The organism is Micromonospora sp. WMMD1120, assembly GCF_029626235.1.
GTDB lineage: Bacteria > Actinomycetota > Actinomycetes > Mycobacteriales > Micromonosporaceae > Micromonospora.
In genome coordinates this window covers 3092471-3119189 of record NZ_JARUBO010000005.1, presented here as the reverse complement: position 1 = coordinate 3119189, position 26719 = coordinate 3092471, and the positions used below count along the sequence as shown (strand labels likewise).

26 protein-coding genes are annotated in these 26719 nt (G+C 72.3%); 2 read left to right on the top strand and 24 right to left on the bottom strand.

Going from position 1 to position 26719, the window contains the following annotated elements; translation table 11 throughout:
- Positions 1–54: 54 nt before the first annotated feature.
- From O7634_RS14750 to O7634_RS14715, 8 genes are all read right to left on the bottom strand, one after another.
- Entirely contained in the window at positions 55–1440 is a 1386-nt protein-coding gene (locus O7634_RS14750; protein WP_278150693.1) for a phosphomannomutase/phosphoglucomutase, read from the bottom strand.
- Positions 1441–1510: 70 nt separating this feature from the next.
- Positions 1511–2548 carry a hypothetical protein gene (locus O7634_RS14745; protein ID WP_278150692.1) on the bottom strand — a complete coding sequence of 346 codons (1038 nt, stop codon included), beginning with the start codon at positions 2546–2548 and terminating at the stop codon, positions 1511–1513.
- A 238-nt stretch (positions 2549–2786) separates the two neighbouring features.
- Positions 2787–3515 carry an endonuclease V gene (locus tag O7634_RS14740; RefSeq protein ID WP_278150691.1) on the bottom strand — a complete coding sequence of 243 codons (729 nt, stop codon included), beginning with the start codon at positions 3513–3515 and terminating at the stop codon, positions 2787–2789.
- A gap of 56 nt (positions 3516–3571) precedes the next feature.
- On the bottom strand, positions 3572–3817 hold the full coding sequence (locus O7634_RS14735) for a hypothetical protein (RefSeq protein ID WP_278150690.1): 246 nt from the start codon (positions 3815–3817) through the stop codon (positions 3572–3574).
- Between the two features lie 119 nt (positions 3818–3936).
- Positions 3937–4377: a hypothetical protein gene (locus tag O7634_RS14730; RefSeq protein ID WP_278150689.1), complete on the bottom strand. Its 441-nt coding sequence runs from the start codon at positions 4375–4377 to the stop codon at positions 3937–3939.
- Positions 4374–8708 (bottom strand): toxin glutamine deamidase domain-containing protein, encoded by a 4335-nt coding sequence (locus O7634_RS14725; RefSeq protein ID WP_278150688.1) that lies wholly within the window; start codon positions 8706–8708, stop codon positions 4374–4376. Before O7634_RS14725 ends, O7634_RS14730 begins: the two co-directional genes overlap by 4 nt.
- 14 nt (positions 8709–8722) lie before the next feature.
- Positions 8723–9055, bottom strand: coding sequence for a hypothetical protein (locus tag O7634_RS14720; RefSeq protein ID WP_278150687.1), 333 nt, complete (start codon positions 9053–9055; stop codon positions 8723–8725).
- Positions 9052–9474, bottom strand: coding sequence for a YbaB/EbfC family nucleoid-associated protein (locus tag O7634_RS14715; RefSeq protein ID WP_278150686.1), 423 nt, complete (start codon positions 9472–9474; stop codon positions 9052–9054). The genes O7634_RS14720 and O7634_RS14715 overlap by 4 nt, the downstream gene beginning before the upstream one ends.
- 78 nt (positions 9475–9552) lie before the next feature.
- Here O7634_RS14715 and O7634_RS14710 point away from each other — a divergent pair, with 78 nt between their 5' ends.
- Positions 9553–10803 (top strand): SUKH-3 domain-containing protein, encoded by a 1251-nt coding sequence (locus tag O7634_RS14710; protein WP_278150685.1) that lies wholly within the window; start codon positions 9553–9555, stop codon positions 10801–10803.
- 42 nt (positions 10804–10845) lie between these two features.
- On the opposite strand, the gene O7634_RS14705 is transcribed toward O7634_RS14710, so the two are convergent.
- The 15 genes from O7634_RS14705 to O7634_RS14635 all read right to left on the bottom strand — a co-directional run bounded on the left by O7634_RS14705 (position 10846) and on the right by O7634_RS14635 (position 24986).
- Complete coding sequence (locus O7634_RS14705) at positions 10846–11520, bottom strand: hypothetical protein (RefSeq protein WP_278150684.1); 675 nt, start codon at positions 11518–11520, stop codon at positions 10846–10848.
- Between the two features lie 56 nt (positions 11521–11576).
- On the bottom strand, positions 11577–12254 hold the full coding sequence (locus O7634_RS14700; protein ID WP_278150683.1) for a M15 family metallopeptidase: 678 nt from the start codon (positions 12252–12254) through the stop codon (positions 11577–11579).
- A complete protein-coding gene (locus O7634_RS14695) occupies positions 12251–13381 on the bottom strand; it encodes a D-alanine--D-alanine ligase family protein (RefSeq protein ID WP_278150682.1) in 1131 nt (376 codons plus the stop codon). The genes O7634_RS14700 and O7634_RS14695 overlap by 4 nt, the downstream gene beginning before the upstream one ends.
- Complete coding sequence (locus O7634_RS14690; protein WP_278150681.1) at positions 13378–14457, bottom strand: pyridoxal-phosphate dependent enzyme; 1080 nt, start codon at positions 14455–14457, stop codon at positions 13378–13380. The genes O7634_RS14695 and O7634_RS14690 overlap by 4 nt, the downstream gene beginning before the upstream one ends.
- Positions 14458–14537: 80 nt before the next feature.
- On the bottom strand, positions 14538–15602 hold the full coding sequence (locus O7634_RS14685) for a HAMP domain-containing sensor histidine kinase (protein WP_278150680.1): 1065 nt from the start codon (positions 15600–15602) through the stop codon (positions 14538–14540).
- Positions 15599–16264: a response regulator transcription factor gene (locus tag O7634_RS14680; RefSeq protein WP_278150679.1), complete on the bottom strand. Its 666-nt coding sequence runs from the start codon at positions 16262–16264 to the stop codon at positions 15599–15601. The genes O7634_RS14685 and O7634_RS14680 overlap by 4 nt, the downstream gene beginning before the upstream one ends.
- A 396-nt stretch (positions 16265–16660) precedes the next feature.
- Entirely contained in the window at positions 16661–17506 is an 846-nt protein-coding gene (locus tag O7634_RS14675; protein ID WP_278150678.1) for a DUF559 domain-containing protein, read from the bottom strand.
- A 377-nt stretch (positions 17507–17883) separates the two neighbouring features.
- Positions 17884–18606 carry a G5 domain-containing protein gene (locus tag O7634_RS14670; RefSeq protein WP_278153978.1) on the bottom strand — a complete coding sequence of 241 codons (723 nt, stop codon included), beginning with the start codon at positions 18604–18606 and terminating at the stop codon, positions 17884–17886.
- Positions 18607–18809: 203 nt separating this feature from the next.
- A complete protein-coding gene (locus tag O7634_RS14665) occupies positions 18810–19673 on the bottom strand; it encodes an ABC transporter permease (RefSeq protein ID WP_278150677.1) in 864 nt (287 codons plus the stop codon).
- 16 nt (positions 19674–19689) lie between these two features.
- Positions 19690–20547, bottom strand: a complete 858-nt coding sequence (locus tag O7634_RS14660) for an ABC transporter permease (RefSeq protein ID WP_278150676.1) — start codon at positions 20545–20547, stop codon at positions 19690–19692.
- Complete coding sequence (locus tag O7634_RS14655; protein WP_278153977.1) at positions 20544–21641, bottom strand: ABC transporter ATP-binding protein; 1098 nt, start codon at positions 21639–21641, stop codon at positions 20544–20546. The genes O7634_RS14660 and O7634_RS14655 overlap by 4 nt, the downstream gene beginning before the upstream one ends.
- A gap of 5 nt (positions 21642–21646) precedes the next feature.
- A complete protein-coding gene (locus O7634_RS14650; protein ID WP_278150675.1) occupies positions 21647–22894 on the bottom strand; it encodes a spermidine/putrescine ABC transporter substrate-binding protein in 1248 nt (415 codons plus the stop codon).
- A 394-nt stretch (positions 22895–23288) separates the two neighbouring features.
- Positions 23289–23489 (bottom strand): DUF397 domain-containing protein, encoded by a 201-nt coding sequence (locus O7634_RS14645; RefSeq protein WP_278150674.1) that lies wholly within the window; start codon positions 23487–23489, stop codon positions 23289–23291.
- Positions 23480–24223: a DUF5753 domain-containing protein gene (locus O7634_RS14640; protein WP_278153976.1), complete on the bottom strand. Its 744-nt coding sequence runs from the start codon at positions 24221–24223 to the stop codon at positions 23480–23482. The genes O7634_RS14645 and O7634_RS14640 overlap by 10 nt, the downstream gene beginning before the upstream one ends.
- A 388-nt stretch (positions 24224–24611) precedes the next feature.
- Entirely contained in the window at positions 24612–24986 is a 375-nt protein-coding gene (locus O7634_RS14635; RefSeq protein ID WP_278150673.1) for a DUF3499 domain-containing protein, read from the bottom strand.
- 424 nt (positions 24987–25410) lie between these two features.
- Here O7634_RS14635 and O7634_RS14630 point away from each other — a divergent pair, with 424 nt between their 5' ends.
- Positions 25411–25860 (top strand): metallopeptidase family protein, encoded by a 450-nt coding sequence (locus tag O7634_RS14630; protein WP_074316962.1) that lies wholly within the window; start codon positions 25411–25413, stop codon positions 25858–25860.
- 185 nt (positions 25861–26045) lie between these two features.
- On the opposite strand, the gene O7634_RS14625 is transcribed toward O7634_RS14630, so the two are convergent.
- Positions 26046–26303 carry a WhiB family transcriptional regulator gene (locus tag O7634_RS14625; RefSeq protein WP_007455784.1) on the bottom strand — a complete coding sequence of 86 codons (258 nt, stop codon included), beginning with the start codon at positions 26301–26303 and terminating at the stop codon, positions 26046–26048.
- Positions 26304–26719: the final 416 nt, after the last annotated feature.

The following is a 26719-nucleotide window of genomic DNA, read 5'->3' as shown; positions in this document are numbered from 1 at the left end:
CTCCTTCCACGTGTGCGGCTGGACCGGTGGCGGTGCCGACCGGCGCTGGCGATCTTATCGGCGAACGCGGTCGAGCACGTCGTCCCGGAGCGAGACCATCCGGTCGCGGGTGGGTGCCTCGACGTTGAGCCGCAGCAACGGCTCCGTGTTGGAGGCGCGCAGGTTGAACCAGGCGCCATCGGGGAAACGCAGCGTCAGGCCGTCCATCTCGTCGGCCTCCGCGTCGGGGTACGCGGCGCGCACCTCCGCCACCGCCGCCGCCTGGTCGACCACCGTCGAGTTGATCTCGCCGGAGGCGACGTAGCGCTCGTACTCACCGGCCAACGCGGAGAGCGGCAGCGACTGCTCGCCCAGGGCGGCCAGCGTGTGCATGGCGGCGAGCATGCCCGTGTCGGCGAACCAGAAGTCCCGGAAGTAGTAGTGCGCGGAGTGCTCGCCGCCGAAGACCGCGTTGGTGCGGGCCATCTCGGCCTTGATGAAGGAGTGCCCGACCCGGGCGACGACCGGCTGCCCGCCGTGCTCACGGATGATCTCCGCGACCGCACTGGAGGTGATCAGGCCGTGGATCACCGTGGAACCCGGGTGCTTGGCCAGCTCACGCGCGGCGACGAGGGCGGTGATCGCCGACGGCGAGACCGGCTCACCGCGCTCGTCCACCACGAAGCACCGGTCCGCGTCACCGTCGAAAGCCAGGCCGATGTCGGCCCCGTGCTCGACCACGGCGCGCTGGAGGTCGACCAGGTTCGCCGGGTCCAGGGGGTTGGCCTCGTGGTTGGGGAAGCTGCCGTCCAACTCGAAGTAGAGCGGCACGATCTCCAGGGGCAGCGGCGACAGCGCCGCGTCACCCAGCACCGTCGGGACGGTGAAGCCGCCCATGCCGTTGCCGGCGTCGACGACGACCTTCAGCGGCCGGATGCCGGATAGGTCGACGAGCTTGCGCAGGTAGCCGGCGTAGTCGGGAAGCAGGTCACGCCGCTCGGCGGGCCGGGTCGGCGTACCAGCCGGGCGGGCCTCGCCGGCGTCGAGCAGGGCCTGGGCCCGCTCCCGGATCTCGGCCAGGCCGCTCTCCTGACCGATCGGCCGGGCGCCGGAGCGGCACATCTTGATGCCGTTGTACTGAGCGGGGTTGTGGCTGGCGGTGAACATCGCGCCGGGCAGGTCCAGCGAGCCGGAGGCGTAGTAGAGCAGGTCCGTGGAGGCGAGCCCGATCTCGATGACCGCGCGGCCCTCCGCGCGGACCCCGTCGGCGAACGCGGCGGCCAGGGCGGGCGAGGTGGCCCGCATGTCGTGGCCGATGACAACCGCGTCGCCCGGCTCGTCGGTGGAGTTGAGCAACTGAGTGAAGGCGGCGCCCAGCGCCTCGGCGACCCGTTCGTCCCACTGGTCCGGCACCGTCCCTCGGACGTCGTACGCCTTCACGATCTGGGACAGATCAGTCACGTGTTCCGCTCCTTGGCCGCAGGTTAGACACCGATCCTGAGCCTAACGGAGGGGCCGGTTCGCGCCCCGCTCAGCCGGGGAGCCGGGGAATGAACACGGTGTGCCCCCCGTTGTCGGCCGGCGGCTCGTCCGGGCGCCCCGGCATCTGCTGGGTCGCCTCCGGCGGAGCGACGGGACCGCCCGGACGGGTGCCGTAGACCCCACCGGCGGCCGACCGGGGAGCGGGCACCGCACCCCAACCTGGCGTGGGCGGTTGCTGCTGCCCGTACACCTGGCCGGGGCGACCGGGCACGGTCGGCGACCCGCCGCCGGCGCGGTAGGTGGTGCCACCGGGGTTGCCCGCCACCACGTCGGGAGCCTGGTCGGACGGATTACGGTCCTGGCGGGAACGACGAACGAGCAGCACGATGAGCAGCAACCCGACCGCGACCAGCACGATGCCGAAGTACATCACCGGCGACCCTCCTCCAGACGATTGGGCGGCTGCCGGCGTGGTGTCCGGTGCGCTGGACACGGCAGTCAGCGCCGCCGGGTCGACCGCCTCGTCAGCCGCGGCGGACTCGGTAGGGGTCGGCGTCGGGGACGGCGTCCGGCTCGGCGACGGACTGACCCGCGCCCCGGTCACCCGCGCCGCGTCGGTGCCCCGACCCAACTCCTGGCCGAGCGCGCTCATCCCGGCGCCGGTGACGACCAGACGACCACCCGGAGCCCCCTCGGCGAACGCCACCCGGTAACGCACCGTGATGCCCTTACCCTTGCACAGGGTCGGCTTGCTGGGTGAGGTCTGCGCGGTGGCCACACTGCCGGAACCGCCGCTGACCGGCACCGGGAACCAGCGACCGCCCGAGTTGACCTGGACCGTCACCTGCTCCGGCCGAAGACCCTCCAGGCGGAGACCCAACGCGGTACGCAGCAGGACGCACCCGTCGGTGCGCTTGCGCACCGCGACGTTCACCCCCTGCGCGGAGCCACCGGCGGCGAAGCTGCTGGCCGCGCCCACCCGGACCGAGTCCTCGTCGGCCAGCGCCGGGGACGCGCCGAGCACCACAAGGCCGGCCGCCAGACCGCAGACCGCCGCGAGCCGTGCCGCGCGTCGACGCACTGTCATGATTAACCTCGCCGTTCTCCCGGGTGGGGTCCGCCGGCCAGGCTACTACCGCGTCACCCACCGCACCGGTCATAGAGCGGCCGGCATGTGTGCGGCGTTACGGTTTACCGCCGGTCCTGTCCGGCCCCGGCCCGACCCCGGTCCGCCCCGGCCCGCCCTCGCGGTGGTCGACTCGGCTTCATGGAAACCGGCCTATCCCCCGCGTTCGGATGCCCCGACATCAAGAAAGCCGAGTCGATCACGCACGCTCCTCGCCTGATCCCGCGCCGGTCTGCGCGTTGGCTAGGGTGTCGCGGCAGAGTCGGTCGGCGCTACGGGTGGTCTCCGGCAACCGGAAGCGTGGGGTCAGCGCGAGCACCTGGGCGGTAGCGTTCTCCAGGCTCATCCGATGGCCGACGCTGACGAAGACCGGCCGCACCCCGTCCCGGGTACGCACCACCCGCCCGACCACGTCACCACCGTCACGCAACGGCGACCAGCCACCCCGCTCGACGGGCGGCTCATCCCACGTCCCGACCAGCGGCGTCTTGCCCACCCCGAGCGCGGGTAGCCCGGTGACCACTCCGAGGTGACAGGCGAGCCCGAAGCGGCGCGGGTGGGCCAACCCGTGCCCGTCGCAGACCAGCAGCTCCGGCACGGTCCTCAGGCGGCCGAGCGCACCGAGCAACGCGGGCAGCTCCCGGAAGGCGAACAACCCCGGCACGTAGCCGAACGCCGGCCGACCCACACTCACCGCCGAGTCCACCACCGCCAACGTCCGGGCATCCAGCACCGTGACGGCCGCCGCCAGCAGGTCACCACCCTCGGCGTACGCCACGTCGAGGCCGGCCACCGTCGCGGGCGAGCGGGGCCCGGGTCCCACCAGGTCGACCAACGGCCGCAATTCCTCCTGTACGGCCATCGCCTCGGCGACACTCCCCGGCGCGAACACAAGCGCCCGCGCCTGCTGTGATCCACTCGGCTTCATGGAAACCGGCCTATCCTTCGCGTTCGGATGCCCCGACATCAAGAAAGCCGAGTTGATCACCCTCGGGGCGCGTCATCGACGACGCCATCCCCCGCAACCGGAGCATCCTCGGCCGGCTCGCCACCGGAGCGGCGCCGCCCGAACGCGCCGAAGGCGCCCGCGAAGGCGATGCCGAGCGCCACACCGAAGGCCACACCACCGGTCCCACCGAACACGGGGATGCCGATCGCCAGGCCGATGAGGATGCCGGCCGGCCAGGCCCAGAGGTTGGAGTTGGTGCTGCGCGAACCGACTTTGCCCATCCGTCGATGGTATTCAGCCCTCACCACCGTCCGAGGACGCCATCCCCGGCGCAGGGCGTAGCCCACCCCGACCACCTGCCGTCGGACATCCGGCTTCAGCTCTTCGACGCGGAGCAGCCTCACGCCGCTCTGGCGATGTCGGGGTCCGCACCGGGATCACCGGCCGCGCGCAGCTCCTCCTCGAACATGACGAACGTCCGCTGCCGAATCCCGCGAATCAACGCCTGCTCGCGCGGCGTTTCGCGACGCCCCTCCGCGTCCGCCTGGCTCTCGATCCCGCGCACCGTCTCGTAGAGGGCGAAGATCGGCCCTTCGCCCTTGAGGTGAAAGGCGCGGAACGCCTCCACCTCCTGAACGAAGTCCTCGGCGCTGCGGCTAAAGATATCCCCTCCGACACCCAGCGTGATCTCGACGAAGATGTCGTTCTTCTCGTGCCAACCGCCGGAGTCGATGGAGACTCGCCATACTCTGGCGCCACCTTCGGGCGTCTCGACGATCTTCACAGGCGATTGGTAGTAGAGGTAGTAGGAGGGGAGTATCAGGCCAGGCATCTCGGTCATCTGGGCTCCCCCTCAAGAGTTGACTGCAACGCCTCCCAGAACAACTTCTGTTCACGCAGGCGAATGCCGTCGGTGATCGCTCGCTCGCGCCGCGTCAACGCCCGGCCCTCGGCTTCGGCAAGCGCCTCCACGTCACGTCGCACCTCGTAAAGCACATGCTCCCAGACTGCGACGGCGTCAAGAGCGGCCAAGTGTAAGCGGAATTCCGCCAGGTGCCCGTTTCTCGTACGCAGCACGAACTGCACGTCCCGGTAGCCGCTGCTCATAGGTGAGACGAACCGGTCCTCAAAGCTCACCACCATAATGCCCGGCTGATCGGTGACCCGTCGGAGAGCGGCGTAGAGGTCGTCGAGGGTGCGGAACTCCACCTTGGCGGCAGCGAGGTCGAGCAGTTTCGACGCGTCGCCCTGGTTTTTGGCGACCTTGTCCTCGGCTCGACGGCGGTCCTTGGGCTGTGAGCGCCAGCCCGGCTCTCCGACGCGTCTGCCATCAGCCTCGGCCAGGGAGACCGCAAGTTGATTCAGATCCGCCTGAGCCTCTACTGCCGCTGAGTAGAGATTGTCGAGGTAGCGCCTCCGGTAGGCAGCGTCGTCGCGTCGGTCGGGATCGAAACCGGCCTGAGTGACCGGTCCTCGACGCACGGAAATGCCGGCGCTGATCCGCAACTGCTCCTCGGTGAGAGGTGTCGGCGCAGGCTTCGGTACCTCCCGAGGGACCGGCTCTGTGTCCGCCTCCTGGTGGGCGACGTCGTCCAGCACCTCGGCCAGTACGTCGATGGCCTGCGGGTGGCTGGCCAGGTGATACAGGGTCAGCGGACGGGCGGTCAGCGACCGCGCGAGTTCGGGCGTGGCCAGGATGATGCGCGCCAGGTCCGGGTGCCGCACCACCTGCCGGACGACGTTCTCGGCCAGGTTCGGCTCGTTCGCTGGCGGCTCCCGCCGGGCCCGGTCGAGCATGTCCCGAACCTGGAGGTCGTGGAACATCGCCGCGAGGTCCCGTGCCGACGACTCATCGAGGGCAGGCACCAACCGGCGGAGGGTGGCCGGGTCGACCGCGGCCGCGAACTCGGCGGGAGTCAGCCCGGCCGCGAAGACGTCGTCCAGGCTGTTGGCCCGTGTGAGGAGCCGACCGGAATCGTCGAGCGCCGAGGGTCGCTCCGGGTCTCCGTCGGGGGCCGGGTCCCGACCCTCCGCGTCCGGTGGCATCGACGCCGAGCCCGGACCGTCCAACAGCAGGTGCATCCGATTGACGTACGGGTCGCCGTGGCCACCGTCGTCCTGCGTGGGCGGGTGTTCCGGCAGGTCGGGTCGTTCGCTGAACCGGCCGCGGGGCAGCCCGCCGAGTGGCATGGGGCGGCCGTCCCCGCCCAGCACCAACGCGTCGATGCCGACCACGTCCGGGTACAGCGGCCGGTCCCGGATCACTCCGTTCTGCGGGTCCAGGTAGAGGACCGTGCCGTTCTGGTTGAGCGCCACCCAGGCGTGCGAACCGCCGTGCGGCCACTCGGTGACCAGGAACGCGTAACTGCCGTGGCCGCCCAGCAGCAGTTGGTCGTGCAGGTTGCGGTAACCCCGGTCGGCGGCCTGCCGCGCCTGCTCGGCGCCCAGACGCTGGCCCGGCGGCGGGGCGAGGAGGCGTTGGAAACGCCCACCGGTCACGTCCTCCACCCGGCCCGGACCGCCCGCCTCGCCGCGGATCGGACGCCGGATGTCACCGTCCAGGTAGCCGTCGAAGGTACGCGGCGCGGACACCCGGGGCCGGCCGTGCACCCAGGTCTCGAACAGGGACAGAGTGCAGTCCAGACAGTTGATGCCCCGGGTGGCGTCGGCGGCGGGACCGCCGTCGTTCAGCAGCCGGAACCACCCGCCCTGCCGGGGATCGGCGGTACGCCGGACGGTGCCGTCCGGCTCCCGGGGCACCTGCCGTTCCACGTCGACCTGGTGCAGGGCCAACGGTGGGCGGAGTCCTCCGGGTCGGCCGTACGGCCGCGAGTCGTCGATCGGCGGCGGCCCGTCGTCGCCGGTGAGCCGGGACGGCCCGGCGGTCTCGACCGCGCCGAGCGCGAGCGCGCCGACGTCCCGGTTGGCGTGCTCGAACGTCGCGGGGCCGAGGTCCACGACGGTCGGCGCGGTGGTGCCGGCCAGCACCGCGTCCGCCAGTTCAACCCATTGGGTGTACGCGCGGACCTCGGCCTCCGCGGCACGCTGCCAGCCGTCGGCCCACTGCTGGCGACCGGCCTGCTGCAACTGCCGGGCGTAGGCGGCGTACTCGACGGCTCTGCGGTCGTGCTCGGCGGCCCGGGTGCGCAACCGGGTGGCCTCGGACTGCCGGCGGACGGTCTCGAACCCGAGCCGCTGCGCCTCGTAGTGGTCCTGGTAGCGCCGCCGCTCGGCGGCCTCGGCGGCGGCGGCCCACTGCGCCGCATACCAGTCGTCGGTCTCGGGAACCGACCGGTCACCGAACGCCGTCACGTCGACGGGGACCGTCGCCCGACCCCGGGCCCGCTGCTCGGGCACCGACGCCTCGCGGTTCGGCACAAGGGCCGGCGCCGCGTGCCGCCCGATGAGCGGTGCGGTGGCGGTCACCGGCGGGGTCGGGCCGGGGCCGGTCGTCGGCGTCGCCGGGGTGGCCCAGGCGGTCGGGCCGGGCGTGTTGGCGTACGACGGGTAGCCGGCATGTCCCGGCGGCGCGGCCGTGGTGGCCGGCGCGCCGCCCGCTTCGCCGGCCCCGGCCACGGGAGCAGCCACCGGCGAAGGCCGCGGATCGGCTGCCACCGCCGACAACGTCGGATCACCGGCGGACGCCGGCGAGAGCGTGGCATCGGATGTGCGCGCAGGCGGCGACACCGCGCCCAGCCCGCCCTCGGGCGACGGCGACGCGCCAGGAGACGGCTCGACACCGGGGAACGGCTCGACGCCGGGGGACGGCGAGGCGCCGAGGGACGGCGACGCTGGGCCGCCGGACGACCCTTGCTGGTCCGGCGACGTGCCACCGCCCGACCCGGGCCCGGTAACACCCGGCGCCGGCCCACCGGACGCCACCTCCCGGACGGGGGCCGACCCATTGGCGAACGCCACCGCCGACGACTCCACCCCCGGACCGGTAAGGTCCACCGAAGCCGCCGCTCCACCCGTCGATGACGCCGCTCCACCCGCGAAAGCCGCCGCGCCGCCCGCCGAGTACGCCGCGCCATCCGCCGCCCCGGAGGACGAGCCACCCGCCGCGGGCGTCGTTCCGGCGACCGCGATCGTCGGATCGCCCGCGAGGGTCGCCACCGACGGCAGCGCGGGGCCGCTGCCGTGAGGGCCGGCGAGGGCGTCGGCCTGCGCGTCGAGCCGGGCGCGTAACGCGTGGTCGGTCTGGGCGGTGGCCGAACCGGTGGCTCCGGACGCGGCGGCCCGGGCGACGTCCTCCACAGAGGTCAGGCCCGAGCCGGTGGCGAGGCTGGCGGCGGTGTCCGCAAGCGCCTCGCCGGTCATCTCCCGCCCGAGGTGTTCCCCCACCTTCGCCGCGCGCCCGCTCGCGTGCCGGCCCAGCCCGGCCAGCGGCGCGACCGCCCCGCCGGCGAGCCCGCCGACCGCCGAGGTGCCGAGATCGGCCACGTCCAGGCCGTGGGCCCGTCCGGTGGAGTTCTGGTACGCCTGGGTGGCCAGGGTGACGCCGGCCTCCTCGGCGGCCTCCTCCAGCCCTTCGCGGGTGGCCCGCTTCGCGAGGCCGCGTACGCCACCGCGGGCGACCTCCTTGGCGGCCCGCTCGCCGGCCTCCTTGAGCCCGTGTTTGAGGGACTTGCCGGCCAGTTGACCGATCAGACGCCGGAAGATCTGCTGGACCAGCAGCCGTGTCGCGGTGATCGCCGCGCCGGCGGCCGGGGTGGCGGCGCCGGCCGTCAGCACCGCGGCAACCGCCACGGAGAGCAGCTCGATGACCAGGATGCCCAGCTCGATCCAGACTTCCAGCTTGGCGCCCTCGATGTCGCAGCCGCACTCCTCGGCCATTCGGCCCAGGTCGGCGGTGATGGCGAGCAGGACGGGCAGCGGAGCGTCGTCACCGTCGGCGATCGCCCGCCAGGCCGCCTCGAACGCCGCGTCGACAGCGCCGACACCCCCGTACCCACTGCGCACCTCGGTGGCGGCCGCGGCGGCGTCGGCCCGTGGACCGGCGAGCACCGAGGCGACCGCGTACCACTGGTCGGCGACGTCCCAGACGGCCCGTTCGTCGCCCTCCGGCCACTGCACGCCGATCACCCAGTCGAGGGCTTCGTAGATCCAGCCGGGCACGTCCCAGGGCGCGAGGTCGAGGGGATGCGGAATGGGACTCGGCAGCACGGTCATCGCGGTCGCCGGCGTCAGCGCCGGTCGGCGGCCCGGCCGACCCGGGCGGCGTTGGCCTCGTCGGTCCGCACGCTAGCGTCGACCGCCCGCACCACGTCGCCGCCCAGTTCGGTGAGGCGCTGCCCGACACCGGCCCAGGCCCGCAGCACGGTCTGCTCGTACCCCCGGTAGGTGCGCTCGAACGCCGCGCCGATGTCGTCGCGGCCCCATGGTCGGACGCCGCTGGCGGCCTCGATCGCGCCGCCCTCCACCGCGCGGCGGGCCGTCACCGCCTCACCGGCCAGCGCCAGGTCCGCGCCGGCCCGCCGGGCCCTCTGCGGATCGAGCCAGAGCTGCGCGTCGCTCATGCCGGCCCCTCACCCCTGCCGAGCACCGCGTCGGCCCGGCCGAGCAGCGTGCCGAAATCTCCGGTACGGAGGAAGTCCGCCGACCCGGAGCCGGCCGGCATGGTCTCGGCGACGAGGTCACGGGTGGCGTCGGCGGCGGCCTCGGCGGCGTCCTGGATGGTCTCGGTGATTTTCCGACCGAGCGCCCCGGCGTCCCGGTCGCGGTAGACGGCGGGCGTCAGCTCGACCCCGAGCAACCGGCCCTGGGCGCCGACGGTCGCCGTGACCTGCCCGTCGGCCGACCGGCGGGTCACCCGCAGCTCGGCGAGCCGGGTCTGCAGCGTGTCCAAACCGGACCTGAGCTGCTGATATTGCCCGTAGACGTCGTCGAATCGGGCCCGTAGCTCACGATTGCCGCTCCGGTCCGCGCGTTCGCTCACGGCCGCCCTCCCGTCACCGTCGGTAGACCGAAACCATACCGGCCGCCATCGATCTGTGTAGTCCGGTAGTTTCAGTGTGTGATCGACCGCGAACAGGCGGAGCAGCTGGCGGCCACCTGGGCCCGCCGCGACTCGCAGCGCCTCGGCCATGAGTGCACAGCGATGGTCGACGAGTTCGACCTCGGCTACGTCATCACGTCGGTCGTGCCCACCGAGGCGCGCACGGTGCCTGGTGACCTGCCCACCACCGTCATCGACAAGCAGACCGGAGCTGTGACCACCTGGCCCCGGGTGCCGAGCTCGGTGGTCGCGGAGCTGTACCGGCGCAGCCAGCCCGCCGGGCCGACCGCTCCGCGCACCGTCGACCCGTCGAGCCTGCTGGTCCGGCAGATCCATCGTGGACCGACCCCGAACACCGAGGCGCACCTGACGATCGACGGGCGGATCTGGACGGCCCAGGGCACGAGAGCCGAGGTGCCGCTCAACCACCACCCGCTCGTACGCGACTACCTGGCCCAGCTACCGCCCGGCGGTCTGGTCCGGGGCGGGGAGGCGCACGCCGAGCTGATCGTGGTCTCCGACGTCCTGCACGAGTACGACCATCGCCGGGCCGCCGAGGGCATCGCGCCGATGGGCAGGGCCGAGGCGGCCGCACTGCTGGAGCGCGCCCGCCTGGAGGTCTTCCGGGTACGGGAACCGGGCGATCCCGCCGGTGGGCCGGCCGACCTGCCCTGCGACTCGTGCATCGCCTTCCTGGTGCGGGCGAACGTCCTACCGGAGTCGGCGCGCGCGCACATCGAGCCGTGGCGGGCGCCGGCGGCACCCGACCCCGATCCCGGCCGGTTCCCGGCGGAGGTGGCCAACGCGTTGGTGGCGGCCGGGTGGCAACCGCACATCGGCGACCAACTCATGGCCGCCGCCGCGGTACGGGACGTGACGGCGGTGTCGGGGCGTACGCACCGGCACGAGGCGTTTCCCGCGGCCGTCGAGGCGCTCACCGCCTTCCCCAGCCTGGTCGGCGCCCGGCGGGGCCGCGGCGCGCAGGTGTGGATCTCCCGGTTCGACATCCGCCCGCACACCATCGCGCACACCGCGGACACCCTCGCGGACTTCGGCGCGGTCCTCGGCTCCCGCCTGTTCCCGATCGGCACCGAACAACAGGACAGCATCCTGGCGGTGGACGAGCGGGGCCGGGTCTTCGCGTTGGACCAGGCCGGCGACTGGTTCCTCGGCGACACCATCGACGCCGCGCTGACGACGCTCCTGCTCGGCCGGGCCCCCGCGCGGGTCCACGACGACGGCACCTGGCAGGCCGACCGGAGCGGCTGATCCCGGAGGGCGGGACCCGGTCGCCGGGCCCAGCCCCCCGGCTCAGCGCAGCACCTCGACGGTGTTGCGGCGCACGAGGTTCTTACCCGGCTCGCGGATCTGCTCCATGGCGGCCGAGTTGAGCAGCACGCAGCTTCCCGACGGTCCGGTCACCGTCACGGTGGTCGCCCGGTTGTTGTCCAGGTTGGTCACCCGTAGCCGGGTGCCCACCGGGAACTGCCCGCTGGTCGCCCCCGGGCCGGCGGCCTCCTCGAAGAAGGTGATCGCGCCCGAGCACGCCGACCGGGGCGCCGGTCCGGACGCGCCCGGCGACGCGGCGCCGGGGCGTACCGTGCCGGGGGCTGGCGCTGCGGCGGGCGGCGCCGCGCCGTCGACGCGCTCCACCACGTTGCGACGGACGACGTTCTTGCCGGGCTCCCGGACCAGCTCCATGGCGGCGGCGTTGAGCAGCACGCAGCTCCCGGACGGCCCGGTCACCGTCACCGTGGCCGCCCGGTTGTTGTCCAGGTTGGTCACCCGCAGCCGGGTGCCCACCGGGAAGCGGTCGCTGGTCGCGGCCGGCGCGCCGCCCTCCGCCGAGAAGGTGACCGAGCCGGAGCAGACGGACGCCCGTGCCGGCTCGGTGCCGGCGAACCCCAGGCTGGTCCCGACCGCCACACCTGCCGCGGCGAGCACCGCCACGCTCGCCGCCAGCACGTGCCTGCGCTGCACCCTCATCGCCGTCACTCCCGTCCTCGGTGTTTTCGTCACCGCCTGGTACGGACGGCAGGCCGCTACCGTTCAGCCGGCACCGGTATGGATCGCACGGCGGCCAGGTCGACAGGCCCGTATCGGGTCTGCGGCGCACCGGTGATCAGCGCCCAGTAACGGTCGCCGTACGACCAGTGCCACCACTCGGTCGGGTAGTTCACCATCCCCGCGCCGCCGAGGGCGTCCACCATGATCTGCCGGTGTCGGCGGGCGGTGGCGCCGATCGCCGGCGCGTCGGTGAAGCAGGCGTCCGCGCTGTCCTCCGGGGTGGCGTCGATCTCCGTGCCCAGGTCCAGTTCGACGCCGTCGTCGGTGCACAGCGTCAGGTCCACGGCACCGCCGGTGCTGTGTGGCGCCACCTCGACGGGTGAGACGAATTTGGTGGTCTCCCGGTGCACCCGCTCGGGCGACCAGTCCGGGTGTCGCCGACGCAGTTCGTCCCGGTAGCCGGTGAAGATGGCCAACTGCGCCCGGTACGGCCGGTAGCCCTCGACGACGAGCAGTCGCAACCCGGCCGGCAGGGCCCGCTGCGCGGCCAGCAGGCGGTCGACCACACCGGCCCGCAGGCGGGCGTACGCCCCGGCCGGGTCGGCCGCCCGGCCGTCGAGCCGCAACTCCGGCACCGCACGCAGGTCCACCAACGGGTCGCCGTCGTCGGAGCTGGGTACGGCCGCCACCCGGGGGTCGGAGAGCAGGATCACCGGAGGCTCCCCACGGTGCTCGCCGGTCGTCCGGCGTGCCGGGTGTGGGCCAGCTCGACGAGCCGGTCCACCACCTCGCGGTAGCTGACACCGGCGGCGGCCCACACCTTCGGGTACATCGAGTGCGCGGTGAAGCCGGGCATGGTGTTCAGCTCGTTGACGTACAGCGCGCCGGTCGTCTCCTCGTAGAGGAAGTCGACCCGGGCCAGGCCCCAACCGCCGATCGCGGCGAACGCGCGCAGCGACAGCTCGCGGACCGCCGCCGTCACCTCGTCCGGCAGCACGGCCGGGACGATCATCGGGTCGGCGACGCCGAAATACTTCTGCTGGTAGTCGAACCAGCCACCGGCGACGCGTACCTCGCCGACCGCCGACGCCTCGGGGCGCCAGCCGCCGAGCACCGCGCACTCCAGCTCCCGGGCGGCGATCCCCTGCTCGACCAGGACGTGTTGGTCGTGGCGAAGCGCCTCCTCCACGGCGGCGGCCAGGTCGTCGCCGTCGTCGACCCGGGAGATGCCGATCGAGGAGCCCATGCTGGCCGGCTTGACGAAGAGCGGCCGGGTCAGCCCCCGCACCAGCTCCTCCGGGTCCTCCACCTCCCGGTACGTCTGGGCGTCGAACGCGACGTACGGGGTGACCGGGATACCCTCGGCCCGCAGCGCCCGCTTCATCGCGACCTTGTTCATGCCCACCGCCGAGGCCAGGATGCCGCAGCCGACGTACGGCACGTTCAGCGACTCGAGCAGCCCCTGCACCACGCCGTCCTCGCCGAACGGGCCGTGCAGCACCGGGAAGATGACGTCCAGCTCGGCGTGCACCGCGCCGGGCGCGTTGCCGGCGAACACCTGCACGACACCCGCGAACGGACCGCGGCGCAGCTCCACCGCCGGCCCGGTCACCACCAACTGGTCGTCGATGGCCCGCTCGGCGGCCGGCCGGTCGCGCAGCTCGGCCAGCAACGCGTCGGGCATCAGTCGGAGGCCGCCGCCACGAGTGACGCCGATGGCGACGGTTCGGTAACCGCCCCCGGCGAGCGCCCGAGCCACCCCGAGCGCGGAGGCGCAGGACACCTCGTGCTCCGCCGAGGGCCCGCCGAACAGGATGCCGATCCGGGTGGGCGCGCTCATGCCGCCACCCCCTGCGCGGCCGTCGCCTCGGCGGGTCCCTGCGCGGTCGTCGCCCCGGCGGGTCCCTGCGCGCTCGCCGCCTCGGCGGCCCCGTGCGCCAGCAGCCGGGCGACCATCGCCGCCTCCACGTTGCCGCCGGTCAGCACCACGCCGACGGTCCGCCTCCGATCCGGCAGCGCGCCGTTCCCGGGCGCGAGCCGGAGCGCGCCGGCCAGGCCCGCCGCGCCGGACGGCTCGGCGACCACCTTCAGCTCCATCAGGAGCAGTCGGAACGCCGCCGCGATCTCGTCGTCGTCCACCCGGATGACGCCCCGCACCGCGTCCCGCACGATGGCGAACGGCAACTCGCCCACACACGAGGGCCGCAGCCCGTCCGCGATGGTCGGCGTGGGCGCGACAGTGACGCGCTCGCCCGCCGCCAGGCTGCGGGCGAGCGAGTCGCAACCCGCCGGCTCGACGCCGTACACCTCGATGCCGGTGCCGGCCGCGGCCAGGCACGCGCCGGCCACCCCGCCACCACCACCCACCGGTACGACGAGCGCGTCCAACGGCGTGCCCGCCCGCTCGGCCTCCTCAATGAGTTCCAGGCTGGCGGTGCCCTGCCCGGCGATGACGTCGGGGTGGTCGTAGGCGTCGACCACGGGGTGCCCGGTGTCGTCGCTCAGCTCGGCGGCCAACGCCACCCGCTCCTGGACGTCGGTGCCGGCGAACACCACCCGCGCCCCGGCCGCTCGGGCCCGGTCGATCTTCGTCGGGGACGCGTCGAGCGGCAGCACCACCGTCGCCGCGAGCTTGTGCCGCCGGGCCGCCAGGGCCACCGCCACCGCGTGGTTGCCGGTGCTCTGCGCGATCACACCGGTGTGCCCGGCCGCCGCGAGCCGGCCGACCGACCGCAACGCGCCGCGCATCTTGTATGACCCGCCGTGCTGGAGGTTCTCCGCCTTGAGCAGGACCCGCGCCCCGGCGAGTTCGTCGATCACCGGGGACCGCAGCACCGGGGTGCGGGCCACACGGCCGGCGAGCCAGCGGGCGGCCTCCGGAACATCGACCCGAACCTGGTCAACAGTGCGTGACATCGACTTGCCTTTCTGTTCACGGGCATGCCTCAGGCGGGGCCCAGCGGTACGCGGACCCCGTGAGCAGGTGGATGGAAACGTCAGGTCAGTTGGGGTAGCTGGACGTCGACCCGCAGACCGCCGTGCTCGGCGGGCCGGGCCGCGATGATGCCGTCGTGCGCCTGGGTGATCGAGCGGGCGATGGCCAGGCCGAGGCCGGCCCCGCCGCCGTGTGAGGTGCGGTCGCGGGCGAGCCGACGGAACGGCTCGAAGAGCCCGGCCACCGCCTCGGCCGGCACCGGCTGGCCGGTGTTGACCACCGACAGCGCGGGTACGCCGCTCACGGCGACGGTCAGCGAGCCGCCACGCCGGTTGTACTTGATCCCGTTCTCCACCAGGTTGGTGACCAGGCGCTCCAGCAGCACCCGCTCGCCGACGACGATCCGGGGTGCGAGGTGGGTGTCGATGGTGACTCCCGCCTCCCGGGCCCGGTCCTGGTACGAGGCGAGCACCGCCTCGACGATCGTGTCGAGCCGCTGCGGAATCCGCGAGCGCAGGCCCTGGTCGCTCTCGCTCAGCGCGAGCAGACCCTCGATCAGCCGCTCGTTGCGCTCGTTGGTCTCCAACAGTTGGCCCGTCAACAGCTCCAACTGGTCGGGGTTGAGCGCGCGGGCCATGCCGACCTCGATGAGCGTCCGCTGCACCGCGAGGGGCGTACGCAGCTCGTGCGAGGCGTTCGCGGCGAACCGCCGCTGCCCCTCGTAGCCGGCGGAGACGCGTTCCATCATCTCGTCGATCGCCCGGGACAGCCGGGCCAGTTCGTCGCTGCCCCGGGGCCTGATCCGGTGACCGAGGTTCTGCGGGCCGAGGTGGCCGATCGGACCGGCCAGGTCGACGACCGGCCGCAGGCACCACGCCGCGCCGAACCAGAGCGCCACCAGCGCGGCCACCGTGACCAGCAGCACGGCCAACAGGGGCAGTACGGACGCTCCCGGGCGCAGGTCGGCGCAGACCGTGCTCAGCCCGGGCACCGGCAGGTCGCAGAACTGCTGCCCCCAGCTCCAGCTGGCCACGGCCACGACCTTGCCCATCGCGGGTAGCACCGGCCCGGCCAGGAGCGCCAACAGCCCCACCAGCAGCACCCGACGTCGGGGCGTCCAGCTCACGCCGGGCCGCCGATGCGGTAGCCGGCCTTCGGCACGGTGTGGATGATCGCGGGGTCACCGAGCTTCTTGCGCAGGGTCATGACGGTGACCCGTACGGCGTTGGTGAACGGATCGGCGAACTCGTCCCACGCCTGCTCCAGCAACTCCTCGGCGCTCACCACCTGCCCGTCCGCCCGCAGCAGCACGTGCAGCACCGCGAACTCCTTCGGGCTCAACGCGAGCGGGCGGCCGTCCCGGGTGGCCACGTGCCGGCCCACGTCGAGCGCCAGGCCGTCCCGGCTGAGCACCGGGGGCAGCGCCGGGGTGGAGCGGCGGCCGAGCGCCTGCACCCGGGCCACCAGTTCGGCGAAGGCGAACGGCTTGGTCAGGTAGTCGTCAGCGCCGAGACCGAGCCCCTCCACCCGGTCCCGGATGCCGGCCGCCGCGGTGAGCAGCAGCACCCGGGTGCCGACCTGCGAGTCGGCGATGCTGCGACACACCTCGTCCCCGGTGTGCCCGGGCATGTCCCGGTCCAGCACCGCGACGTCGTAGCGGTGCACCCCGACCCGCTCCAGCGCGCCGTCCCCGTCGTAGCAGACGTCGACGGCCATCGACAGGCGACGCAGCCCTTCGGCCACCATGTCCGCCAACAACCGTTCGTCGTCCGCCACCAGCACCCGCACGTTGTCCGCTCCCCCGAGATCGGCTTGCCGGGCATACCGTGGCAGGCCCGGGTTAAGGGTTCTGTAAGCACCCGCCGCAGCCATCCTCCACGGGGCTGTCCGACGGGCAAACCATCCCCAGCCAGACCCGCGCCGGCTTCGTGCCCACCCCACCCCACCCCACCCCACCCCACCCCGCCCCCGCCCCACCCCGCCCCCGCCCCGCCCCCACCCCACCCCGCCCTCGCCCCCCGCCCTCGCCCCGCGCGATCTTGCACTTTCGGTGCTCACATAAGGCGCAATTCAGTACGAATAACCAACAGCAAGTGCAAGATCGACGAGGTGAGGGAGGGCGGCAGGGTGAGCCGCAGCGGCCAGGTTGGATCCGGGGGCGTGGGGGTTCGGGGCGGGTGGGGATCAGCCGAGGGCGGTGCGGATCGTTGCGGTGATGTGATGGGGACGGCGGTAGAGGTCGCGGTCGGTGAAGTACCGCATCCTCCAGCCGGCCGCGGCCAGCCAGTTGACCCGCTCCCGGTCCCGCCCGAGGCGTTCACGATTCAGGTGCGACAGCCCGTCGTACTCGATGCCGATCCGACGCTCGCGATAACCCAGGTCCAGCCGGTACAGCGGGATCCCCTGGCGGTCCATCACCCACAACTGCGGCTCAGGTGGAGGCAACCTGCCGTCGATCAGGATCAGCCGCAGTTGGCTCTCCTGCCGACACTCCGCCCGGCCGTCCGCCAGGGGTATGAGCTGCCGCACCTGCCGTACGCCACGCAGACCGTCGTGCGCCGCGGCCTCCGCCAGCAGCTCGTCCCGGGTGACCACCCCGGACCGGAGCGCGGCATCGAGGACCGGCAGGGCGTCGAGCCGTCGTACAGCGCGGGCCAGCTCAACGGCACAGCGCGCCGCCGGCACGCAGGGCAGGCCGCCGACGTACACGGGCCGCACAGGCAAAACCGACCGGTGTACGACCACACCGGGCAGCCGGGGCTTCCACACCTCGGCAGGCAGGTGAATATGGACCAGATCCTCCCTCAGCACACCGAACCCGTGCCGGCGGGCGGCGCTCTGCCGTGCCAACATCGCCCCGTCGGGCAGCCGGAGCAGCAACGCCCGAAGCACGTCGTCGTCACCACAGACCTGATCGGCGTAGATGCCTCTGCGCACCCGGAACAGCTCCTCGCGACCGAGCCGGGTGCGTAGTCGCCCGACGGTGAGCTCCCGCATCAGCGCGTCGGTGCGCCACAACTGAGTAGCCATGGCGGCAGGCTGCCGAACACCGCCCCGAAGAACAGCCCCGCCGGCCCCACCTGTGGACAACAAACAGACCTGTGGACAACCCCCGCCACCCCCACCCCCCGTGCTACAAGCCCACCCCGCCCCACCCCCGCTCCCCGCCCTTGGCCCCCTCCTTGGCCCCTCCTTGGCCCCCGCCCTTGGCCCCCGCCCTTGGCCCCTCCTTGGCCCCCGCGATCTTGCACTTCCTGTCGACGTTATGCCCTTTATGCGAGAAAAAAAGAACACAGAAAGTGCAAGATCGCGGGGGACCGGGGACGCGGGGACCAGGGACGCGGGGACCAGGGACGCGGGGACCAGGGACGCGGGGACCAGGGACCAGGGACGCGAGGGCGCGGGGGCTAGTCGCAGCCGTAGCCGTCGTTGTCGCGGTCCAGGTCGTAGATGTCGGTGCCGATGACCTTGACGACGCCGCTGACGTAGGCCGGGCCGTTGCCGCTGCCGCCGGCGCAGTCGACGTCGCTGGCGACCGGGACGCAGCCGCTGTAGTTCGGGTCGCACCTGGACGCCTGTGGCTTCTTGGTGCCGACGGCGACGACCTGGGTCACCGGCCGCTTCGTCACCGTCGAGGTGACCAGCTTCTTGGCCGTCCGCACGCCGTCCGTGGTGGTGACCTCGTACGTCAGGGTGCGCATGCCGTTCACACCCTTCGTCCGGACGACGCGCTTGCCCTCGGCCAACGAGGAGTCCTGCACGGTCCGCTCGGCGTACCTGATGGTGGTCTTCTCCGTCACCGTCGTCACCCGCACGACGGGTGCGGCGGCGGACGGCGGCGGGGCGGACGGCGGCGGGGCGTCGGAGGGTACGGCCTCCGGCGACGCCGCCGGTGTGGGAGTCTCCTCGGTCGGCTCGGTGGACGCCGCCACGATGGGCTGCTGCGCCTGCTCGGCTGCGGCGCCGGTGCGGGTGGGCTCCGGCTCGTCGGTGAGCGCGCCGACGATGCCGGCGCCGGTGCAGCAGAGCAACAGGATCGACAGGGCCACCGAGCCGAGGATCACGGCGGCCCGACTGGCGGGGCTGGCTCGGCGGAACCAGTTCGGTCGGAGATTCTGTGGTGGTTGCATCGTCACGGCGATGAGTGTCGTCGCAAACACCGTGCGCAATATCCGCCATCGCGCTCGTCACCTGCGTCTTTCGCCCGGCCGGAAGGGTCGGTGGCGCTACCGGCGGCGACGAGTCGACATTCGTGGTCAGCCCTGCGGGTCGACCGTCCGGGGCCGATAGGGCGGGTGCCAGCACCCACAAAACCCGCGAAAACCCAACATTCCTATGGGGTACGCGACCGCGCCTCCAACGGTGGCGGCGGATCTGTCGCGATGCCGTCAGCGGGCCGGCCCGCACCGGGTCGGGCCCGCCGACCGGTCAGCGAGGCGACGCCGACCAGCAGCAACGCGATGCCGAACATCGCGGTACCGACGACGTTCACCTGGGGTGGGATGCCGCGCTGGGCGGCGCCCCAGACGTACATCGGGAAGGTGACGGTGGTGCCGGCGGTGAAGTTCGTGACGATGAAGTCGTCGAAGCTCAACGAGAACGACAGCAGCGCGGCGGCGGCGATGCCGGGCAGCGCCAACGGCAGCGTGATCCGCCGGAAGGTCTGCCACTCGGTGGCGTACAGGTCCATGGCGGCCTCCTCCAGCCGCCGGTCCATTCCCGCCAGCCGCGCCCGCACCGTGACCACCACGAACGACACGCAGAACAGCACGTGTGCGATCACGATGGTCCAGAAGCCCTGCGGCACCCCGGCGGACACGAACAGCGCCAGCAGCGACGTGCCCAGCACCACCTCCGGGGTGGCCATCGGCAGGACGACCAGCGCGTTGATGCCGGACCGGCCACGGAAGCGGTGCCGGACCAACGCGAACGCCATCAGCGTGCCGAGCAACGTGGCGGCCACTGTGGCGAGGAAGCCGATCTGCACGCTGCGGAGCACGGCGTCGCACATGTCTGAGGTGGCACACGGTCGCCGCCAGTTGTCCAGCGTGAACTCGTTGAAGTCGTACGACAGCCGGCTGGACGGCCGGTTGAACGACAGCGCCGCCACCACGAGGATCGGCAGCGCCAGGTAGCCGAGCACCAGCAGCGCCACGACCAGCACCCAGCGGTCCGCCAACCAGCGCGACACCCTCACCCGAGCCCCCTCGCGCTCACCGGACCTCCTCCGGGCCGACCCGGCGCAGGTAGCCGACGACCACGACCAGGATCACCGCCATCAGCAGGAAGGACAGCGCCGCGCCCTGCGGGTAGTCCAACCGGACCAGGAACGCCGAGTCGATGACGTTGCCGATCATGTATTCGTTCGGGGTGCCCAGCAGCTCCGCATTGATGTAGTCGCCGCTGGCCGGAATGAAGAACAGCAGCATGCCGGCGACCAGGCCGGGGCGGGACAGCGGCAGTGTCACCCGACGGAACGCCTGCGCCCCGCTCGCGTACAGGTCGGCGGCCGCCTCCAGCAGCCGACGGTCCAGCCGCTCCAGGCTCGCGTACAGCGGCAACACCAGGAACGGCAGGAAGTTGTAGGTCAGGCCGAGCACCACCGCGAACGGTGTCGCCAGCAGCCGGCCGTCCGGGGCGAGCAGGTGTACGTCACGCAGGAAGCCCACCAGCGCGCCGCTGTCCGACAGGATCGTCTTCCAGGCCAGTGTGCGGACCAGGAAGCTGGTGAACATCGGCGCGACGACGCAGACCAGCAGCAGGTTCCGCCACCGGCCGGACTTCAGCGCGATGGCGTACGCCAACGGGTAGCCCAGCAGCAGCGCCAGCACCAGCGCCAACCCGGCGTAGCCGAACGAGCGCAGGAACTGCGGCCAGTACGCCTGCACCACGTCCGGGTAGTTGCCGAACGCCCAGGTCATCGCGTAGCCGGTGGCGAGTGAGCCGCTGCTGTCGTACAGGCTGGCCGCCGCGAGCTGGGCCAGCGGCACGCCGAAGAAGAGCAGCAGCCAGGCCGCACCGGGCAGCAGCAGGAGGTACGGCAGGAGACGGCTCCGGGCCGGTCGGGTCACGACGACGCACGCAGCAGGAAGGCGTGCCGTGGATCCCAGTGCGCCACAGCGGTGCTGCCGACCGGCATCGGCGTCGCCGCGCCGCTGTTGGCGGCGAACACCGACAGCTCGGCGCCCCAGCCGGTGCGCAGCAGGTACTGGGTGCTGACCCCCAGGTACGAGGCATCGGTGACGACTCCGGTGACGTGCTGATGCCCCACGGGCACCTGGTCGGCGGAGCCGACCAGACGCAGCTTCTCCGGGCGTACCCCCAGCTGGACCGGACCGTGCTCGGCCCGGCAGCGGCCGGCGGGCACCGAGAAGCGCGCGCCGTGCGCCGTCACCGCGACGTCGCCGCCACTGACGCCGGTGGCCTCGCCGTCGAGCAGGTTGGACTGGCCGAGGAAGTTCGCGACGAACGCGGTGGCGGGAAACTCGTAGATGTCGGCCGGGGAGCCCTGCTGCTCGATCCGGCCGGCGTTCATCACCGCTACCGTGTCGGCCATGCTCATGGCCTCCTCCTGGTCGTGGGTGACGTGGACGAAGGTGACGCCGACCTCGGTCTGGATGCGCTTCAGCTCGACCTGCATCCGCCGGCGCAGGGTCAGGTCGAGCGCGCCCAGCGGCTCGTCGAGCAGGAGCACCTGCGGACGGTTGACCAGCGCGCGGGCCAGCGCGACCCGTTGCTGCTGGCCGCCGGAGAGCTGCGCGGGACGGCGGTCGAGGTAAGCGTCGAGCTGCACCAACGACAGCATCCGGGTGACCTCGTCGTGGACCGGACGGATGCCGCGCCGACGCAGCCCGAACGCGACGTTCTCGAAGACGGTGAGGTGCGGGAAGAGCGCGTAACTCTGGAACACGGTGTTCACCGGTCGCCGGTACGGTCGCAACCCGGTGATGTCCCGGTCGCCGAGCAGCACCCGACCACTGGTCGGCGCCTCCAGGCCGGCGACCATCCGCAGGGTGGTGGTCTTGCCGCAGCCGGACGCGCCGAGCAGGGCGAAGAACGAGCCCTCCCGGACGGTCAGGCCGAGGCCGTCGACAGCGGGCACGACGCCGAACCGTTTGGTGAGGTCGACCAGCCGCAGGTCGCCGCCGGGGGTCTCGCGCACCATTCCGGTCACGCTCCGATGACCTGCTGGAACTTGCTTTCGTACTCCCGTTCCTGCTTCTCGTCCAGGGCCATGAACATCGTGGACTTCGCCAGCAGCGCCTCGTCCGGGAAGATCAACGGATTGGCCGCCAGCTCCGGGTCGATCTTCTCCATCTCGGCCTGGGCGCCCTGCACCGGGCAGATGTAGTTGACGTACGCGGCGAGCTTCGCGGCGACCGCCGGCTCGTAGTAGTAGTCGATGAGCGCCTCGGCGTTGCCCCGGTGGGTGGCCCGGTTGGGCACCAACATGTCGTCGCTGTACAGCAGCACCCCGGAGTCGGGCGCGACGAACCGGACCCGGGCGTCCTCACCGGCCAGTTGGATGACGTCCCCGGACCAGCCGATGCACGCGGCGATGTCCCCCTTGGCCAGCTCCGGCGCGTAGTCGTTGCCGGTGAACCTGCGAATCTGCCCGGAGTCCACGGCCCTCTTGAGCTTGGCGAGCGCGTCGTCGAACTGGGCCGGCGTGAAGTTGGCCGGATCGTGCCCGTTCGCGCCGAGCAGCAGCCCCATCGTGTCGCGCATCTCGCTGAGCGCCGTCACCCTGCCCTTGAGGTCGGGGCGGGTCAGCAGCTCGTCGACCGTCCGCACCTCAGTGGTGACGTTGCCGTTGTACGCCAACCCGGCCAGGCCGCACTGCCACGGGATCGCGATCCGGCTCTCGGCGTCGTAGGTGCGGTCCCGCAGCGACGGCAACAGGTTCGCCCGTACGTTGGGAATCTTCGCCGGGTCGAGCTTCTGGACCCAGCCGAGTCGGATCATCCGGGCCGCCATCCAGTCGCTCAGCACGATGATGTCCCGGTCGGTGCTCTGGCAGGCGGCGAGCTGGTTCCGCACCTTGCCGAAGAACTCGTTGTTGTCGTTGATGTCCTCGGTGTAGCGAACCTCGATGCCACTCCTGCTGACGAACTCGTCGAGGGTGGGTCGGCGGGACTCGTCCCTCTCGTCCACGTCCAGGTACTGCGGCCAGTTGGAGAAGGCGAGCGTCTTCTCCGTGCCGGACAGGTCCTCGCTGACGCAGCCGGCCTCGGTCTGCTGGGCGCCCCTGGTGCCGCAGCCGGCCAGACCGCCGATCGCGAGACCACCGAGGGCGAGACTGCCGCCGGTGGCGAGGCTGCCGGTGGCGAGGCCGCCGCCGGTGGTGAGCAGCGCGGTTGAGCCGAGAGTGCCGGTGAGCAGTGCACGCCGGGAGAAGGGCCGGAGGGGCGCGCGCATGACGATTCCTCAGGGTCGGTGCCGTGGACGCCTGACACGATGGCAAACCCCAAGCACGAGCACACCAACGGGGCCAGCCCGTCGCCATCCGTGGAGTGGTCGGTGACGCTGCGCTCCCGTACGCGACGCCGGTCCGGTCGAGGCGGGTCGGTCTTGTCCGGGCGGGGCGGGTCGGGGCAGGCGGCCGGGCGGGGCGGGGGCTAGATCCACTCGGTTTTCAGGAAAGCGGGCCCTGCAGGGGCCTCGGATACCGCGGTTTCCTTGAACCCGAGTGGATCAGCGGCGCTGTGCTCAGCGGCCGTGGGTCAGGCGCGCCGGGCTCAGCGGGGCTGCGCTCAGCGGGGCTGCGCTCAGCGGCCGCAGGTCAGGGGCGCGGGGCTCAGCGGCGCTGTGCTCAGCGGCCGGGGGTCGGTGATCGGACGGCCTCGACGAAGGACCTCCACGCGGCCGGCGGGAAGGTCAGGGCGCCGCCGTCGGGGTCTTTGCTGTCGCGCACCAGCACCCGACCGGGCAGGTTGTCGGCCACCTCGACACAGGCACCGCCGTTGTTGCTGCTGCGGGTCGCGGTGCGCCAGCGGGCTTCGGTCATGTCCATGTCGTGGCCACTTCCCTGATCAGCTCGGTCGACCGGCGTTGCGGTAACGCCTCGCCGGCGACACTCTCCCACCTGCGTCCCAGGCTAGCCACGTCGACGGGATCGGTCACGACCTGGCCGCGGAGCTGGTTGTCGAGATAGGCCAATTCCGTCCCGTCGGGCAGGCGGCCCAGCACGAAGGGGCCGGCCAGGCCGGTGTGCCACGGGCCGTCGGCCGGGATGACGCGGACCTGCACGTGTTCCCACTCCGCGACCACCGCCAGGTGGGCCAACTGCCCGGCCATCACGGCGCGGTCGCCGACCAGTCGACGCAGCACCACCTCGTCGATCACCACCACGAGCTGCGGCGGGTCATCGCGGCCCAGGACCGCCTGCCGTTCGAGGCGGCCGGCCACGATGAGGTCCACCTCGGACGGTGCGACCAGCCCGCCGGTGTTGAGCACCGCCCGCGCGTATCCCTCGGTCTGGAGCAGGCCCGGCACGAGCGACGGCTCATACCACCGGAAGCCGGTGGCGTCCTGCTCCAGCTCGGCCCACGGCCGGAACCACGGCAGGTCCCGGCGGCGAAACGGCTCAGGCCAGAGGTCGGCCGCGTCCCGGCCGAGGATCCGGGCCACCGCGATCCGGGTACGCGGATGAGGAACGCTCCCGGTGGCAAGCCACCGCCCAGCCGTTTTGGGATCGACGCTCACCTGCGCGGCAAGTGACTCGACAGTCTCCCCCGCCTCCGCCATTGCCACCCGCAACGCCTCGTTCGCCACCGGCGCCTCCTGTCCGTCAGGCGCACACCGACGGGTCGCTCGGGTGCACGCTGCGGCGGATGCTAACCACGCTGGGTAGCGTTGTCTGTGCCCTACCGGCGTGTGGCGGTCAAACGCCGCCAAAGCGCCCCCACAACGCCCCCCCCACCCGCCCCAACCAGACCCACCCCACCCCACCCCGGCCCCGACCCCAACCCCAACCCCGGCCCCAACCCCGGCCCCGGCCCCGGCCCCGTTGATCATGAAGTTATGGCCACGCGCCACGGCGTGTCTTGGCAATAACTTCATGATCAACCCGGGAAGGGGCCGGGACGGTGGCGGCGCTGCCCAGGGGTTGCGCCGGACGGGGTGGGGGGTGGGGTTAGTGGTTGGGGGGGATTACGCGGAGGTGGCCTCGGCGGCCGGTGGAGGGGGACTGGTCGGGGTGGGACCGGTCCTTGGGGTCCTCCGGAGGACGCGGGGCCGGGCGGGCGGCTTCGCGGACCGCTTCGGCGAGCGCCACCAGGTCGTCGGTGGTGGGCGGCGGGGGCTCGAACTCGCCCTCGTGCCGGACGACGTCCCAGCCACGAGGGGCGGTCAGGCTGCGGGCGTGCGGCTCGCACAGGTCGTACGTGTGCGGCTCGGCGAACGCCGCCAGCGGACCCACCACCGCTGTCGACTCGTTGTAGACATAGGTCAATGTGGCGACCGCTTGCCGGGGGCAGCCGTTACGGGAGCAGCGCCGTGGTGACCTCACGTGCGGCAGGGTATCCCCATTACCGGGTCCGGCGCACCGCTTCGCGTTGCGACACGCCCGTCGTGGTGATCACAGTTGACCGTCCGGCCACGCCGCGCCACATCACCGTCGACCCGTCCGGCCACGCCGCGCCACACCACCGTCGACCCGCCCGGCCACGCCGCGCCACACCACCGTCGACCCGCCCGGCCACGCCGCACCACACCACCGCCGACCCGTCCGGCCACGCCGCACCACATCACCCTCGACCCGACAGACCACGCCCCGCCACATCACCGTCGACCCGACAGACCACGCCCCGCCACATCACCGTCGACCCGACAGACCACGCCCCGCCACATCACCGTCGACCTGCCAGGGCGCGCCGCGCCACAGGAACGGCGCTGCCGCTGGCCAGGCTCGCCTGGGCGCTACCCTTTGCTTCATGACGAGCCCGGAACACCGCCGCCCCGGCTCCGGTCGGCGCGCGCACCGTGACCGGCACGGGCGCGGCCTGCGGGGGCGGCTGGTGCCGGCCACCGTACCGTTGGCGCGGACCAAGGCCGAGGTCTTCGACGACCTGGTGCTGGACACCGTCGAGACGCTGGAGCGTCGGTTCGCCAAGGAGCTGGCCGGGGTCGAGTTCGCGGTCGAGGATGTGCCGCCCGACCTGAACGTCTACGACTCCGATGTGCTGGAGGACGGCGAGGTCCCGTTGGCCCGGCTGCTGCCCGGCCGTCCGGGCCGACAGGAGGTGCCGCCGCGGATCGTGCTGTACCGGCGGCCTCTCGAGTTCCGGGCGATGGACCGTGAGGACCTCGCCGACCTCGTGCATGACGTGATCATCGAACAGGTGGCGAACCTCCTCGGGGTCGACCCCGACGAACTCGCCTGACCCGACCCGGGCGGACATGCGAGTCGGGTGGCCCCCACCACCCGGACTCCGCACCGCTCAGGCCGCTCAAAGCACCACCACGGGCCGCTCAGAGCACCACCACGGGCCGCTCAGAGCACCACCACGGGCCGCTCAAAGCACCGCCACGCCATTCAGAGCACCGCCCAGGCCACCCAGAGCACTGCTCAGGCGGCCCGCCGCTTCAACTTGCGCCGCTCCCGCTCGGAGAGCCCACCCCAGATGCCGAACCGCTCGTCGTGGCCCAGAGCGTATTCGAGGCATTCGGTTTTGACCTCGCAGCGCGAGCAGATCCGCTTCGCCTCCCTGGTCGAGCCGCCCTTCTCGGGAAAGAACGCCTCGGGGTCGGTCTGCGAGCAGAGCGCCCGCTCCTGCCACTCCGGCGCGTTTCCGAGCAGGTCGGCCACCTCAAGCTGGCCGTCCATCAAATGCCTCCTTGTCGCGCACCGGCGTCATCGCCGCTGCAACCCCCCACGCGAAAGGCGTGCTTGTCCGTCCGGTCCCGTTTTGTTGCGTTCCGTGCGAACAACCCCATTCAAATTACACGCGTGTAATGCGTGCGCCGTCAAGCCAAACTTGATAATGGAGTCGCCCTCCCGACACCCCGGCCGGCCCACTCTGGCCGTCCAGCCTCGCAACCTGCCCTATCGATTCAGACCCCGGCCGAGTAACGCCCTCTCCGGCGAGTTGCCCGACTTTTCTCCCGTGGCGCACCCAGGACAGGTCAGCCGCCACGGTGGCGCCAGACATCCACACCCCAAAGCTGATCTTGGTGGGAGACAGGTTAACGCGGTGCGGCGCAGACCGCCTGCCGAGCTGCGGACAGCGCTCGCGCCCCATC

Excerpts from the sequence above, each read along its gene's own strand:
- O7634_RS14695 (WP_278150682.1), bottom strand. The coding sequence starts at position 13,381 with ATGAGCGCGCCCACCCGGATCGGCATCCTGTTCGGCGGGCCCTCGGCG.
- O7634_RS14675 (WP_278150678.1), bottom strand. The coding sequence starts at position 17,506 with ATGGCTACTCAGTTGTGGCGCACCGACGCGCTGATGCGGGAGCTCACC.
- O7634_RS14650 (WP_278150675.1), bottom strand. The coding sequence starts at position 22,894 with ATGCGCGCGCCCCTCCGGCCCTTCTCCCGGCGTGCACTGCTCACCGGC.
- O7634_RS14720 (WP_278150687.1), bottom strand. The coding sequence starts at position 9,055 with ATGAGCGACGCGCAGCTCTGGCTCGATCCGCAGAGGGCCCGGCGGGCC.
- O7634_RS14735 (WP_278150690.1), bottom strand. The coding sequence starts at position 3,817 with ATGGGCAAAGTCGGTTCGCGCAGCACCAACTCCAACCTCTGGGCCTGG.
- O7634_RS14670 (WP_278153978.1), bottom strand. The coding sequence starts at position 18,606 with ATGCAACCACCACAGAATCTCCGACCGAACTGGTTCCGCCGAGCCAGC.
- O7634_RS14640 (WP_278153976.1), bottom strand. The coding sequence starts at position 24,223 with ATGGCGGAGGCGGGGGAGACTGTCGAGTCACTTGCCGCGCAGGTGAGC.
- O7634_RS14655 (WP_278153977.1), bottom strand. The coding sequence starts at position 21,641 with ATGGTGCGCGAGACCCCCGGCGGCGACCTGCGGCTGGTCGACCTCACC.
- O7634_RS14630 (WP_074316962.1), top strand. The coding sequence starts at position 25,411 with ATGACGAGCCCGGAACACCGCCGCCCCGGCTCCGGTCGGCGCGCGCAC.
- O7634_RS14745 (WP_278150692.1), bottom strand. The coding sequence starts at position 2,548 with ATGACAGTGCGTCGACGCGCGGCACGGCTCGCGGCGGTCTGCGGTCTG.
- O7634_RS14645 (WP_278150674.1), bottom strand. The coding sequence starts at position 23,489 with ATGGACATGACCGAAGCCCGCTGGCGCACCGCGACCCGCAGCAGCAAC.
- O7634_RS14625 (WP_007455784.1), bottom strand. The coding sequence starts at position 26,303 with ATGGACGGCCAGCTTGAGGTGGCCGACCTGCTCGGAAACGCGCCGGAG.
- O7634_RS14740 (WP_278150691.1), bottom strand. The coding sequence starts at position 3,515 with ATGAAGCCGAGTGGATCACAGCAGGCGCGGGCGCTTGTGTTCGCGCCG.
- O7634_RS14690 (WP_278150681.1), bottom strand. The coding sequence starts at position 14,457 with ATGTCACGCACTGTTGACCAGGTTCGGGTCGATGTTCCGGAGGCCGCC.
- O7634_RS14730 (WP_278150689.1), bottom strand. The coding sequence starts at position 4,377 with ATGACCGAGATGCCTGGCCTGATACTCCCCTCCTACTACCTCTACTAC.
- O7634_RS14705 (WP_278150684.1), bottom strand. The coding sequence starts at position 11,520 with ATGAGGGTGCAGCGCAGGCACGTGCTGGCGGCGAGCGTGGCGGTGCTC.
- O7634_RS14725 (WP_278150688.1), bottom strand. The coding sequence starts at position 8,708 with ATGACCGTGCTGCCGAGTCCCATTCCGCATCCCCTCGACCTCGCGCCC.